The 14646-nt window shown below is 39.0% G+C and carries 13 protein-coding genes; 4 read left to right on the forward strand and 9 right to left on the reverse strand.

Going from position 1 to position 14646, the window contains the following annotated elements; genetic code table 11:
- Window positions 1–11: 11 nt before the first annotated feature.
- Together ACUXV0_RS09120 and ACUXV0_RS09125 are read right to left on the reverse strand one after the other, a co-directional pair.
- On the reverse strand, window positions 12–1049 hold the full coding sequence (locus ACUXV0_RS09120) for a glycoside hydrolase family 43 protein (protein WP_446192779.1): 1038 nt from the start codon (window positions 1047–1049) through the stop codon (window positions 12–14).
- Window positions 1050–1063: 14 nt separating this feature from the next.
- Complete coding sequence (locus ACUXV0_RS09125; protein WP_446192780.1) at window positions 1064–2485, reverse strand: MFS transporter; 1422 nt, start codon at window positions 2483–2485, stop codon at window positions 1064–1066.
- Window positions 2486–2623: 138 nt separating this feature from the next.
- Between ACUXV0_RS09125 and ACUXV0_RS09130 the strand changes: the two genes are divergently transcribed.
- The 3 genes from ACUXV0_RS09130 to ACUXV0_RS09140 all read left to right on the forward strand — a co-directional run bounded on the left by ACUXV0_RS09130 (window position 2624) and on the right by ACUXV0_RS09140 (window position 6751).
- Entirely contained in the window at window positions 2624–3010 is a 387-nt protein-coding gene (locus ACUXV0_RS09130; protein ID WP_446192781.1) for an RNA recognition motif domain-containing protein, read from the forward strand.
- Window positions 3011–3514 (forward strand): hypothetical protein, encoded by a 504-nt coding sequence (locus ACUXV0_RS09135; protein WP_446192782.1) that lies wholly within the window; start codon window positions 3011–3013, stop codon window positions 3512–3514.
- Window positions 3515–3595: 81 nt separating this feature from the next.
- Window positions 3596–6751, forward strand: coding sequence for a VCBS repeat-containing protein (locus tag ACUXV0_RS09140; protein ID WP_446192783.1), 3156 nt, complete (start codon window positions 3596–3598; stop codon window positions 6749–6751).
- Here the strand turns inward: ACUXV0_RS09140 and ACUXV0_RS09145 are convergent.
- The 4 genes from ACUXV0_RS09145 to ACUXV0_RS09160 form a co-directional block, all read right to left on the reverse strand.
- Window positions 6735–7115 (reverse strand): hypothetical protein, encoded by a 381-nt coding sequence (locus tag ACUXV0_RS09145; protein WP_446192784.1) that lies wholly within the window; start codon window positions 7113–7115, stop codon window positions 6735–6737. The two genes, ACUXV0_RS09140 and ACUXV0_RS09145, sit on opposite strands and share 17 nt — an antisense overlap.
- A gap of 4 nt (window positions 7116–7119) precedes the next feature.
- The gene (locus tag ACUXV0_RS09150) at window positions 7120–8445 is read right to left on the reverse strand and encodes a tail fiber domain-containing protein (RefSeq protein WP_446192785.1); all 1326 of its coding nucleotides are present in this window, start codon (window positions 8443–8445) and stop codon (window positions 7120–7122) included.
- 140 nt (window positions 8446–8585) lie between these two features.
- The gene (locus ACUXV0_RS09155) at window positions 8586–8963 is read right to left on the reverse strand and encodes a hypothetical protein (protein WP_446192786.1); all 378 of its coding nucleotides are present in this window, start codon (window positions 8961–8963) and stop codon (window positions 8586–8588) included.
- Window positions 8964–8967: 4 nt separating this feature from the next.
- Window positions 8968–10080 (reverse strand): tail fiber domain-containing protein, encoded by a 1113-nt coding sequence (locus tag ACUXV0_RS09160; RefSeq protein WP_446192787.1) that lies wholly within the window; start codon window positions 10078–10080, stop codon window positions 8968–8970.
- A gap of 58 nt (window positions 10081–10138) precedes the next feature.
- Here ACUXV0_RS09160 and ACUXV0_RS09165 point away from each other — a divergent pair, with 58 nt between their 5' ends.
- Window positions 10139–10621, forward strand: a complete 483-nt coding sequence (locus ACUXV0_RS09165) for a hypothetical protein (RefSeq protein WP_446192788.1) — start codon at window positions 10139–10141, stop codon at window positions 10619–10621.
- A 2-nt stretch (window positions 10622–10623) separates the two neighbouring features.
- On the opposite strand, the gene uvrA is transcribed toward ACUXV0_RS09165, so the two are convergent.
- The 3 genes from uvrA to ACUXV0_RS09180 form a co-directional block, all read right to left on the reverse strand.
- Window positions 10624–13467, reverse strand: coding sequence for an excinuclease ABC subunit UvrA (uvrA, locus tag ACUXV0_RS09170; RefSeq protein ID WP_446192806.1), 2844 nt, complete (start codon window positions 13465–13467; stop codon window positions 10624–10626).
- Window positions 13468–13555: 88 nt separating this feature from the next.
- Entirely contained in the window at window positions 13556–13789 is a 234-nt protein-coding gene (locus ACUXV0_RS09175; RefSeq protein ID WP_446192789.1) for a VF530 family protein, read from the reverse strand.
- Entirely contained in the window at window positions 13770–14591 is an 822-nt protein-coding gene (locus ACUXV0_RS09180) for a hypothetical protein (protein WP_446192790.1), read from the reverse strand. Before ACUXV0_RS09180 ends, ACUXV0_RS09175 begins: the two co-directional genes overlap by 20 nt.
- Window positions 14592–14646 lie beyond the last annotated feature (55 nt).

The following is a 14646-nucleotide window of genomic DNA, read 5'->3' on the forward strand; positions in this document are numbered from 1 at the left end:
TGCCTTTTATTTTAATCTCTATATGGTTTTAGTGTCTGGATGCTTCCATCATTATTATGGATGATTTCTGCCACTTTTATTGACCTTAAGTGGGTTACACCTTTTGAAAGGGAAGAATCATGGTAAAATAAGTACCACTTACCTTCAACCTGACAAACGGAGTGGTGGGTGGTCCAGCCTACTACTGGTTCCAGAATTTTACCGCCATAAGTAAAGGGGCCGTAAGGACTATCTCCTATTGCGTAGCAAATAAAATGGCTATCACCCGTAGAATAGGTAAAGTAATATTTACCATTATGCTTGTAAACCCAAGCCGCTTCAAAAAATCTTCTATCGGTATCTCCGGACAATAGTGGTTCACCATTTTCATCCAGAATTACCACATCTTTTGGTTCTTCAGCAAACTCAAGTAGATCTGGCGTTAGCTTAGCTACCTTGGCACAAAGAGCAGGTTCATCATCTTCTGGTATAAAAGCAAAAGGACTTTCAGGTTGCTCGGCATTAAACTCTCCTGTACGCCACCTTTGGAGCTGACCGCCCCAAATACCACCAAAATACATATAGTACTCGCCGTCCTCGTCTTTGTAAACTGCCGGGTCAATTGAGAAACTACCTTCAATAGCCTTAGGCTCAGCCTTAAAAGGCCCTACAGGCGAATCACCAATGGCTACACCGATTCTAAAAATACCCTCATAATCTTTGGCTGGAAAGAAAAGGTAGTACTTCCCATCTTTTTCATTGGCATCAGGTGCCCACATCTGCTTCTCAGCCCATGCTACGTCATCTACATGCAGAGCAACTCCATTATCGACGGCTTCTGAGTCTATACTATCCATGGAGATTACGTGGTAATCTTCCATGGCAAAATGACTCCCCAGATCATCAAATGCATCACCAGCATCTACGTCATGTGAAGGATATATGTAGATTTTACCATCAAAAACATGTGCAGAGGGGTCTGCCGTGTAAATATTCGTTACCAATGGCTTAGAAATCGCCTTTTGGTCTAATTCCTCAAAGTCAATATGATCAATACTATCTTCAGGCATAATTTAGGTTTTGTTTAGTCTTGTCTTCTTAGTTTTAAATCAGCTTCTATCTGTAGCTCCATCTTTTTATTGATTTCATAGAAAAACAATAAGGCTACAGCTATCAAGAATGGAATTGCCGGAAAAACACTTACGAGCATTTTTATACCATTTATGGTCTCTTCAGTTTGACCTCCTTCAGCATTCGCGGAATAATTGAAAAGCCCGAGAATCCAGGTCAAAAGGGCACTCCCTATACTTAAGCCACCTTTTAACCCTACCATCATGGCAGAGAAAATAATTGCCGTGGCTCTTCTGTTATTTTTCCATTCCGAATAATCTGCCACATCAGCGATCATAGTCCATAAAATAGGAGTACCGATGCCATAGAAGAACATATGGAGAATTTGTGATCCGAAGATCAAACCCACAGACTCTGGAGGATAGAAGTAGAAAAAGATGATGAATAGTGTCGAAACGAATAATGAGGCTCCAAAGACATTCCTTTTGCCGTACTTATCGGCCAATTTCTTTGACATCATGATGCCTATCAAGCCAATTAAAATACCGCCTCCGTTGAACACTCCCAGGCCTAGGGCCGTGTCATTCTCAAAGACCGGCAGAAATGGTTTTAAAGGATTTAAGAAGCTTTCAAGGTTTTCCTGATTAACATAGTTCTCAAAATAATAAACATATGAACCGCCTTTCAATGCCAGCGTAATAAAAACCAAAGTGGTTACCACCAACATGATGATCCAAGGGATATTCTTAAAAAGGTCTCTAAGATCTTCCGCTAAACTCGATTTTTGCTCGGGCTTTGGCACCACTCTTTCTTTAGTGGTAAAGAAAGTCACCAAGAGCATAATAGTACCTACGATAGCCAGAATGGTCATAACCTTCTCGATACCCTCTGCTTTATCGCCATTTCCAGCACTCAATATCAGGTTATACATAAACACCTGCACAAAAAACTGAGCGAACATAACGGCAACAAACCTGTAGGCAGACATACTGTTTCTTTCAGCCATATCACCTGTAATTACTCCACTTAAAGCCGAATAAGGCAAGTTATTGGCGGCATAAAGCAGTAATAATAAGGTGTAGGTCACCACAGCATAAATCACTTTACCTTTATAAGAGAAATCCGGCGTACTAAACGCCAAAAGTGCTACTACACCTAATGGTACCGCCGTCCACAAAATCCAAGGTCTGAATTTACCCCAACGTGAGTTAGTTCTATCGGCAATAGCCCCCATCATAGGATTAAAAACAAATGCCGCAAAAAGCCCTACGAATAGGGTAACCAAAGTGGCATCTTCTGTTTCTAATCCGTAGATATCGGTATAAAAATAAGCCAGATAGGTTACCAAAGTTTGGAACACCAGGTTGGCCGCTAGGTCGCCGAGGCTGTATCCGACCTTCTCCAGTACGGATAGTTTGCGATTTTGTTTTGTCATTTCAGTATAGGATTGAAAAAGGAATCTCCTTCTTTAGTTTAATCGGTAATTAAGTTAAACCTTTGTGATTCTTAACGAACTTAAAGGTACCGAAAAATTAATAAGTGTTATTTTGACACTCAAATATATTACATAGAAATGGATTTACACGTCAGCAACCTCCCATTTAAACTTACCGAAGCAGAACTCCAGGAAATTTTCGAGGAAATTGGGCCAGTAGAATCTGTACAAATCATTCTAAATCACAAACTTAGACAAAGCAAAGGTTATGGATTTGTAAAAATGGTGAATGAGCAAGATGGACTGACTGCAATAGACGAACTGAACGGATTTGAGGTTCAGGATAGAGCTTTAAAGGTTTCAAAATCCATGGCAAAGACTGATGAAAAAACGCAGGAAAAGAAGGTGCCATTCTGGAAATCCAAAAAGAAACCAAAGCAAAAACTAGTGACGTTTGGCGATGAACCGGCCACACCTCAAAAGAGAAAGAAAAGGAGAGGTCAGGGTCGTGGAACGAAATACTAAATGACTTCTAAAGTCATATTAGAAGAACTCAGACTAAGCTTCAAAAGAGAAGCTGAGTTTACTTCTTTGGAGAAAGCCCTTCATTCTTTAATAGCGGTATTTGACCTTGGGCATCCTAATTTCGATGGCTTTCTTTTCAGAGATTCTTCCCCGAATACCTTAACCTTAACTACTGAAGGTAAATTTGGACCTGACGAAAAACAGAAGATAAGAGTTCCATACAACGTACTGGACTTTCCTCTTAACTCTAGTGCTCATCTTCTCTTCCATGAGTTCTTTCATATTCAGCAAAGAGAGACTAAAACACTTTCTATATCAAGACCTCAAAGAGAGTTTGAAGCCTATTTAGAAGGACTGACATCTCCACGTAGACCAAAGATAAATCTTCCAAAATCATTGCGAACTCAATTCATAGAAGCTCTTCATAAATACTACAACCAAATGGATGAGCAGTTAAAAATGAAATATAAAAGTCAAATGGAATTAGTTGAATCAGCGGTCTAGTATCCTTAGATTTGGGTACAACTATTTAGCCCGACTTACTTGAAAAACTATTACCATATTCTAAGTTTTTGCCTTCTTTTAGTGGCTTGCAAGAAAGAATCAAAGACTCTTTTTACCAAAGTATCATCCGATCACTCTTCAATCTATTTCTCCAATCAAATAACAGAGAATGATCAATATAACGTCTATGATTTCCATAATCTTTATAATGGTGGTGGAGTAGCAGTTATAGACATTAATAATGATGGGCTCCAGGACTTATATTTTGCCGGCAATCAAGTATATGACAAGCTTTATCTGAACAAAGGCAATTTCGTTTTTGAGGATATCTCAAAATCTGCCGGGATTCAAAGTAGAGACTGGTCAACGGGTGTTTCAGTGGTTGATATCAATAAAGATGGCCTTTTAGACCTTTATGTTTGCAAATCGGGGAATGAAAGTTCTGAAACAAGAGCTAACCATTTGTATATCAATAATGGCGACTTAACATTCTCAGAAGAAGCTTTAAAGTATGGTATAGCAGATACAACTGAAACTACCCACTCCGCTTTTTTTGACTTCGATAAAGATGGGGACCTTGATTTATATCTTTTAACTACCTCAAATAAATTACGAAACCCCAACCTACTTCACCCAAAAGAAAGATATGGACTGTACACCAGAGATCGACTCTATATTAATGACGGAACAGGCTACTTTACTGAAGAAGGACTACAAAGAGGCATTACTGAAAATAATCACGGCTTAGGTCTCGCCATTTCTGATCTGAACCAAGACGGGTGGCTTGATATAGTGGCCTCAAGTGATTTTCTTCCAAATGATATCGTCTATCTAAATAATCAGGATGGAAGTTTTTCTAACCGTACCAATGAAATCTTACCCTACCAAAGCCGCTTTTCAATGGGCAACGATGTGGCAGACATCAATAATGACGGACTACCAGACTTGATGACCGTGGATATGCTACCATCCACCAATGAGCAACAGAAAAAAATGCTCATGACCTCCTATCATGTTTTTGAGACAGAGCTAAAGCTAAATTATGCACCAGAGTTTACCAGAAATATGCTCTTCATAAATAATGGAATCTACCAGGGTTTGCCACAGTATTCTGAACAAGGGTATTATGCGGGGGTATCATCAACAGACTGGTCATGGGCACCATTAATGGTTGATTTTGATAATGATGGCTTGAAGGACATTGCTGTTAACAATGGCTATCTGAGAGATGTCACCGACTCAGATTTCATTTCTTATAATTTGAGCTTTGCAGATAATACTAAGTCGAAAGAAGAACTACGTGCTTTTATGAACTCAAATGCTGCCAAGCTTCCGCATTTAGAGGCCAAAAACATGTTTTTCAAACAAACCGACGACCTCAGTTTTGATCAGGTTACTGATCAATGGATTTCTCAAGAGCCAGGCTTTTCAGGTGGGGTAGCCGTAGCAGATCTCGATAACGACGGCGACTTTGACTACGTTATAAACAATATCAATGAGCCCGCCGGGATTTATAAAAACAACAGCACCCGAAACTACTTGAAGATCAACCTTCTAACCTTAGGGAACATTCCCGACTTATTGGGTACAACACTGAAGTTTGAAACAAGCACTAACTCTCAATCCCTGTATTATAACCAAGTAAGAGGTTATCTATCGTCCATAGACCCTTCCTTGATTTTTGGTTTAGGCGATCAAAAGACGGGAATTCTGACCATAGATTGGCCTGATGGAAAACAATCAAGAATTGAAAATGTAGCTGCGAATCAAACATTGAATATTTCTTACGAAGATCTAGACAAGATTGATATTGAAACACCTTCAAATACCTCAAATTTCCGATTAAAGAATACCGAAATAAATCATCGGGAAAATAGGTTCATTGACTTTTATTCAGAGAATTTATTACTTCAAAAATATTCTAACTCTGGTCCTGCTATTGCTATAGCCGACCTGAATAAGGACGACATAGATGAGGTATTTCTTGGAGGAAATAGTGATTTCAACTCTAAACTTTACAAGCAATCATCCAATGGTTCTTTTGAAATCGTTTGGGAAAGAGAATGTAATGGAGAAGTTGCAGATGCAGAGTTCTTTGACGCCAACGGTGATGGGCTTTTAGACCTATATCTACTAAAAGGTTCAAACGAATTTTTAGGACAATCCGAAAAGTATCAAGATGAGCTATTGATTAATATAGGCCATGGAAACTTTGAACAAAGAACGGCTCCAACAACTACAGAACCCGGGTCAAAAATTCTGATTGCTGACTTCGATAATGACGGCGATCTTGATCTTTTTAGGTTTGGTGCTGTGAGACCTTCTGACTTTCCCAACAGCTCAAAGACAGTGCTCTTCATTAATGATGGCCAAGGCAATTTCCAAACTGAAGGAATATTCGATTTAGGAATCGTTAGAGATGCTGTGAGCTCAGATTATGATAAGGACGGAGATTTAGACATTCTTCTCGTTGGTCACTTTTTTGCTCCGATTGTTCTGGTGAATACCGATGGAAAATTTGAAGAAAAGAATTTAAATTCTGATCTATCGGGCCTATGGGAAACTATCCATGCATCCGACCTGGATGGAGATGGTGATCTGGATTATTTATTGGGGAATATCGGATTAAACTATCGATATCCGTTTAGCCCAAAACACCCAATTACAATTCATGGGTCAAAAACCAATAAAGGATTTGTTATGAGTTATTATAAAAATAACGGTCAAACTCCTATTGCTACACGTGATGATCTGATCCGTCAATTCCCTAAGCTTAAAAACCAATTCCCAAATTATTCCTCTTATGCTTTAGCTTCCATGATTCAGTTACAAAATGAGTTTCCTATTACCATACGCGAAGCCAAAACTATGGAGAGTGGCATTTTATGGAATAATAAAGGAAAACTTGAGTTTGATGCTTTACCTCAAGCAGCTCAAAGGCTCTCTATTTTCGATTTTCAAACAAGGAATATCAATAATGATGAACTTCCAGACATAATTATAGCAGGTAATAACTATCAGTTGGAACCTACAAACTCAGGCTATATCGAAGGCTCTTTAGGGACTGTCCTTTTGAATAAAGGAAATAAAAGTTTTACTGTTTTGACAAACCAAAAGTCTGGGCTGTACCTTAAAGGACAGACTAAAGAATTAAGAGAAATTAGAACAAAAAAAGGCAGCGAAATACTCGCTGCCCGTCAAAATAACTCTGCCTTGAGGATTAGTCAATCACATTAAGCGATTTGACCAATTTACCTTGCGGATCGTATAAGCCTGCACTAAAAAAGCTAACCGGCATTTCCTTTACATTAACCGTTACTGATCCTGTTTCTGAGCTTAATGTATAGGACTGTAGCTCTTCATCCTTTCTTGGATGAAACAAGGTCAATTTTCCGGAAGTTACACCCTTAGGTAAAGAGTAGTCTAGTTTTACCTCCGCCCCAGCTATAAAACTTTCATTCTTTTTTAAATAAACATCTTCTACGTTAGAAACTAAAAAGGCTGGTTTTGCTCCTATGGGCCTTCCATTTTCATCAATTTCCCTTTGACCGAAAACCGAACCACCAGCTATTATTAATATAAGTGTTAGAAAATTCTTCATTACCTTATCTTTTTGCGTTTGAATAACTTGACTTTTGAGTTGCACTTTCAAGTTGCTTTATCCTTTTCTCCAGTGAATCAATAGATTTTAACTCTTCTTCCAGAAATCTTATTCTCTCTTCCTGCTCTTTAAAACCTTGAATTAGAATTGGAACTATACTCGTATAATTTACACTTTTGTATCGTCCACTACTTTTTGTATCGAATTCTTTGATAAGTTCAGGAAGAATGCTCTCAACATCTTGAGCCAATAGCCCATATTGAAGCTCTTCTGGTAACCCAAGGTTACGTACAAACTCCTTCTTAAAATAATATGACTTCGGATACAACTTCATTAAAAGACCAGAAGCATCTTTTAAATCCCTAAGACTCTGTTTTAAGCGTTTGTCTGAAGGGCCAAAAGACGCACTAGGAAAAATACTTCCTTTAACATAGACATCTCCCATAAAATGAGCCGTGCCAGTAACATCGAGATCAGTATAAGCACCGTTATCCCCACCAAAAGCGGTGATTTGCACTGATCCGTCAGGAAACTTAATTCCTTTATTCTGAAGAATTAATGAATCTTTCAGCGATAGCTTACCTTCCGAATCTAATAGAAGCAAGTCCTCGCTATCTTTAATGTGCAATGGCCCCTCAGGTGATAAAATACCCATTCCTATGTCACCATCTGTATCAATCACTAAAGCATTGGATGGAGAACCCGGCCTTACTCTGAAAGGAAGCGTGCTTCCGTTTGAGACGTCTCTAATAAAAAAGCTAGTTTCATTACCAGCCAAATCCCAGGTTTGGGGCTCAAAACCAGAAGTTGCATCCTGCTCTATTCTTAAACCTGGTGTATCGCCTCTTGCAACATGCAATTCTAATACAGGATTCTCAGTACCTATGCCCACATCTCCATCAGACTCCACGTATAACGCATTCGTCCGGGCACCTGCTTCAATAAGGAATGGGGTTCTAGAGTCAGTGGCATCCTGAACTGCAAAATAACTCCTGCCGCCTTCAGATTGATCATTAATAACAATCCTCCAATCATTTGATGGGAAAGAACCCGTAGTACTGGTATCATCAAAATGTAATCTAAGATTATTCTCCTTAAATCGTTGTGTATCTGATCCAAAAGATTCTGAAGATGCACAATCAAAACCTACACAAAGACTTCCCTGAATACTTCCATTAGATGTATGAAAATAAGCTTCAACAGCTTTGGCTTCTAACCCTCCCAAAATTTCATTCAATTCCTTTTGGCTTTTACTCTTCAGGCTAACCTGGCTTTGTAGTAAACAAGCTAGCAAAAGCAAGCCTGATCGAAATAGGTTGTTCTTTATCATGGCTGTAATAGTATTTTAAACAAAGATAATTTATCAATAAACACTACCACCAATTTCAAATAGAGTTCTATTTAACGGGATTAAAACAAAAAAAGGCAGCGAAATACTCGCTGCCCGTCAAAATAATTCTGCCTTGAGGATTAGTCAATCACATTAAGCGATTTGACCAATTTACCTTGCGGATCGTATAAGCCAACACTAAAAATGCTAACAGGCATTTCCTTTACATTCACCGTTACTAATCCTGTTTCTGAGCTTAAAGTATAAGACTTTAGCTCTTCATCCTTTCTTGGATGAAACAAGGTCAATTTTCCGGAAGTTACCCCTTTTGGTAAAGAATAATCCAGTTTTACCTCCGCCCCTGCTACAGAACTTTCATTCTTTTTCAAATAAACATCTTCTACCGAAGAAACAACAAAACTTGGTTTAGCACCGAGAGGCCGACCGTTTTCATCCACATTCTGAGCAAAAACAACCGAGGAAATTAGAACAAGTAAAATTGATATGTTGAATTTCATTTTATTAACGTTTTGCGTTTTTAGAATTAATCTTACCAGCACCTTCAAGAGCATTTACTCTTGCTTCCAAATCAGCATAAGCAGATACTTGTTTTTCCAATCCTATAATCTTTTGATTTTGGGCTTCAATTAAGGTCTGTTGTTCTTTAAAACCTTGAATGAGATAAGGAATAAAAGATTCATACTTGACGGTTAGGTATTCTTCATCATCTTCACCAATAGGAAGCACCTTGACAACCTCAGGCAGTACTTTTTGAACTTCCTGAGCAACTAAACCAAAATGTTTTCTGTTAGAAAAATTAAAGTCCTTTATTGCAGAAGAAGTGTAAAAGAACGACTTGGGCTCCAGTTGGATTAATACCCCTGTCGCATCCTTTAAGGAAACTATGTTGTTTTTAAGCCTCAAATCTGAAGGTGAGCTTGGATCAAATAACGCTACATTTTTTATTTCAACAACGTTGCTCTTGATGTCAATTGAACTTGTAGGAGCACCTGGTCTCACCCTAAATGGCAATGAACTTCCATTCGTTACATCGCGAATAAAGAAATTGGTCTCATTTCCCGCTAAGTCCCAAGTTTGAGCTTGAAATCCAGCAGAACCATCCTGCTCCAAACGGTAGGTTGGAGTATCGCCATCTGTCAAATGAAGTTCAACAACCGGATTATCCTCCCCAATCCCTACATCTCCCTGATGATCAATCCAAAGAGAAGCATTTGGTGCTTGTGAGTATATTTTGAAAGGGGTTCTGCTATTAGTAACGTCTTTAATTGCAAAATGATTTGATCCACCATTGGAACTCTCATTTATTTCTATCTCCCAATCATTGTTAGGGAAACTAGCTGAGTTACTCGTGTCATCGAATTTAATTCGCAAATTATTCTCTTTGAACCTTTGCGTGTCAAAACCAAATGACTCGCCATTATTACAGTCTTGCCCAACACACAAACTAAATGAAATGATCACATCATCATTGAAGACCTGATCCATGATAGACTTGGATTCTGAAGAACCTAAAATCTCGTTTAATTCCTGCTGTTTACTTTTCTTACTTACCTGACTTTGTAGAGACACAACAGCAAGTAGCAAAAGAAATACTCTTAGTGGTTTTGTTTTCATGTTGCTAAAATCGAATTATCGACGTTATTTGTACGCAATATAGAAATTTTGTAGCCGAATGGAACCTAAAAAGCTGGGAATAATTCTTTTAACCGTTTTCTTTATTTACGCCTGTAAAAGCAATTTTGAAGACGAAAAAATTGGCCTTTATATTGATTATAAGGGCCTAACCTCTGAAAGCATACAGGTATTTCAAAATCAGATACCGCTTAATAATAAACGTCACGCTTTGGGCGATCAAATTACCATTAACATAAAGGGTATAGACGATTTCAAAAAATTAGAAAGCGGCTTCGTAAATCCAGGAGCCGAATATGCTATTTCTGATTCCAGTGGAAATCTTTTGACCTTCATTCCAGATTTATTCAAAAAATATGGAGAAACAGGTGTCCCCGCCAAAGATGCTGAAGATTTAAAACTAAATCTTACTCTTGGTCAACCTATGAAACCTGGAAACACGTACTACTATCTCTTTCGAATCTGGGATAAACAATCCAAAAAAGAGCTAAAAGGAAATATTGAGCTGAATATTGTCGATTAGCTCTATTTCAACTCCTCCTTCAAATAGTATCCAGTGTGGCTTCCTTTTACTTTAGCCACCTCTTCTGGAGTTCCTTGAGCCACAATACTACCTCCACGTATTCCTCCCTCAGGGCCCATGTCTATGATATGATCGGCTACCTTAATGACATCCATATTGTGCTCAATTATCAGTACGGTATTCCCTTTGTCCGCTAGCTTTTGTAATACATCAAGCAGTTTCTTGATATCTTGAAAATGAAGACCGGTAGTCGGCTCATCCAAAATATAAAGTGTCTTCCCGGTATCACGTTTTGAGAGTTCCTCAGAAAGTTTAACCCGTTGTGCTTCTCCACCAGAAAGAGTAGTAGCATGCTGACCCAGAGTGATGTAACCTAGTCCCACGTCAAATAGAGTTTTAACTCTTCTTTGAATCTGAGGTTGCTTCTCAAAAAACTCCATGGCCTCTTCTACAGTCATATTCAAAACATCGGCTATTGACTTCCCTTTAAACCTTACCTCCAAGGTTTCTCTGTTAAACCGTTTTCCCTTACAGGTTTCACACTCCACATGAACATCTGGCAGGAAATCCATCTCTACTTTTTTCATACCTCCACCCTGGCAGGTCTCGCATCTACCGCCTTTCACGTTAAAAGAGAATCTTCCTGGTTTATAACCTCTGATTTTTGATTCTGGAAGCTCCGCAAAAAGAGCCCTTATATCGGTAAACATTCCCGTGTAAGTCGCAGGATTTGACCTTGGAGTTCTTCCAATCGGGGATTGGTCCACTTCAATTACCTTGTCAATGTGCTCAAGACCCTTCACTTTTTTGTGTTCTAAAGGCTCTCTTTTTGCTCTGAAAAAATGACGATTCAGAATGGGGAAAAGTGTATCATGTATCAAAGAGGACTTACCCGATCCACTTACACCAGTTACACAAACCATTTTACCCAATGGTATTTTGAGATCTACATCTTGAAGATTATTTCCCGCAGCACCTTTAAGTTCAAGATTCTTCCCATTGCCTTTTCTTCTATTCTCAGGTACCGCTATCTCCTCACTTCCACTTAGGAAATTAGCTGTGGGGCTTCCATTTTTAAGGAAGTCCTCAGGTGTACCTTGGCCTACCACTCTCCCCCCATGCCTTCCTGCACCCGGGCCAACATCCAGGATATAATCGGACTCCAGCATCATATCTTTGTCATGCTCCACTATAAGAACTGTATTCCCTAAATCACGGAGATCTTTTAATGCTTTAATCAACTTCACATTATCTCGCTGATGCAATCCAATGCTCGGCTCATCCATTATATAGAGTACGCCCACCAGCTGAGTACCAATTTGCGTTGCAAGTCTAATTCTCTGAGCCTCACCACCAGAAAGCGATTTCAAAGGCCTGTTTAATGTGAGATAATCAAGACCAATACCTTCCAGGAAGCCTATTCTTTTTCTAAGTTCCTTTAGAATTTCAGTTGCAATTTGCAGCTGCTTATCTGTCAGCCGATCTTCAATATTTCTGAACCAATCTGCCAGATCAGAAATATCCATCTCTGCCAATTCTGAAATGTTTTTATCAGCTATTTTGAAATGACGTGACTCAATTTTCAATCGTGCTCCCTCACAATCAGGACACGTTTTGATAATCATAAAATCTGCCAACCAATCTCTAACCTTATCGTTATCTGACTCCTGTTGCCTTTTGAGGAAATTTATAATTCCCTCAAACTTTGTATTCCAATCCTCTCCCGGATATTTTTTTGACGGTACGGCAACAGGTTCATCACTTCCATAAAGAATTGTGTTCAACGCTTTCTCAGGTATTTTCTCAATCGGCGTACTCACATTTGCCTTATACTTTTTAAGTATCACCTGAATCTGTTTAAAAATCCACAGATCACGATACTCCCCAAGGGCCACTATCCCTCCTCTACTGATACTCAGCGACTTGTCTGGCATGATAGATTCCTCCGTGATCTCTTCCACCTTCCCCATTCCATTACAGGTTGGGCAAGACCCATACGGCGAATTAAATGAGAACGAGTTAGGCGATGGCTCCTCATAGCTAATTCCGCTCTCGGGATCCATGAGGTTTTGAGATAAATATTTCACCTCCCCTTCCTGATCTAATAAAAGCATAGACCCTTTACCAACTTTCAAGGCAGTCCCAACAGATTGACTCACTCTGTAGCGATCTTCTGGCTGAGGCATTAAACGATCTACAACGATCTCAATATCATGAATTTTGTAACGATCGACCTGCATTTTGGGCACCAAATCCTGAACCTCTCCATCAATCCTGACTTTGGTGTAACCCATTTTCCTTATCTGAACAAAAAGCTCACGGTAATGCCCTTTTCTTCCTTTTACCACAGGAGCCAAAACTGTCAGTTTTTGACCGGCATACTCCTCCATGATCTGATCCACTATCTGATCCTGAGTCTGCTTGACCATAGGTTTTCCAGTCACATAACTGTAGGCTATTCCTGCCCTGGCAAAAAGCAGCCTAAGGAAATCATAGATTTCTGTGGTGGTACCAACTGTAGAACGCGGATTTCTTGAAGTAGTTTTCTGTTCAATACTAATAACCGGAGAAAGCCCATTGATTTTATCAACGTCTGGCCTCTCCATATCACCGATAAATGATCTGGCATACGCAGAAAAACTCTCCATATATCTACGCTGGCCTTCAGCATAAATAGTATCAAAAGCCAAAGAAGACTTTCCAGAACCGCTAATACCAGTAATGGTTACTAACTTATTTCTCGGAATAACAACATCAATATTTTTGAGATTATGTTCTCGAGCACCAAAGACTTCGATTTGCTCGTGCCCGGTAATTTCTACGTCAGAGAGTACTTTTTCTGCCACTTTTAGGATACTGTTTTTCTGCAAAACGCAAAGTTAGCCAATTATCTAGCAATGAGGCAGTGTGAAAGTAAATTGCTAAAGGTCAAATTCAGGATTTGAGATCTCCATTAGACTTTAGTTCTATCCATAAATCCTCCACCTTTTTTCTAGCCCAATCGGTTTTCCGTAGAAACTTCAATGAAGAATTGACGGTAGGGTTATTCCTGAAACAGTTTATTTTGATAATCTGACCTAAAGTGCCCCACCCAAAATGGTCTACCAAATCATTCAGAATTTTATCAAGTCTTATTCCATGAAGAGGGTTATTGGGTTGTTCTTTCATAATTCTGTTGCTTAAGCACTATATTTTCGAGTTCCAAGGCTACCTCATGAGCTTCACATTTCCATCCAATCCATGCCCAACGCTTATCTGCTATTTTCTTGGATAAGCTATCAGGCAATGGAGCAAAAGGAGCACCTATGAATGAGTAAAACTCTTGATCCTTTGTTCTCATGGTATTCTCCTCTTTTATCTCCAAGTCCAATCTCAAAGCAGAAGAAGAAAGAAGAATCCTGTTCATTTTATTTTCCTCCTTCTTAAAAAGACCAGGGATGATTGTTTGTAAAGCTTCTTTTGCTTCCCGTAGTTGGGGTAAATTGACAAAACTCAATAATCTGGCGTAGTGATAAACAATTAAAGGAACCGTGGCATAATGTCTAGATACCCAAAATGTATTCTCCCGAAATAAATCCTCTACAATTACACTATTTAAATAACAGAGAGTAGCCAAATCATTCTTACTGAACTCTAAACCCGAGCTAGAGACTAATAACATGACATTGCAAAGAGCACAGACATCCCTTTCTGATGGCATATTGACTCCAAACCAGGTATCGTACACTCCATCGAAAGCCGAATGGGAGGTCAATAAAACCCTTAACATCTCAATTTTATCTTTACTAGCCTCTTTTAATAAATACACAAGAGCAGTATCATCAGCATCATCGGGCAGTTTGAAATGCTTAAATCGATGCATCAAGAGACCATTGGGGAAATGATCAGCATCAGTAGGGTAAAAGTTAAATGTTGGCCTGCCAGTTCTATTCTGATAAGAATTGACATTTTGAAGCACTCCATTAATCACGCTTTGTACCCTTTGAGTCTGAACTTCTTTAAGTTTAGGTAGAACACTTTTTAAA

The sequence above is a fragment of the Jiulongibacter sp. NS-SX5 genome (genome assembly GCF_052828545.1).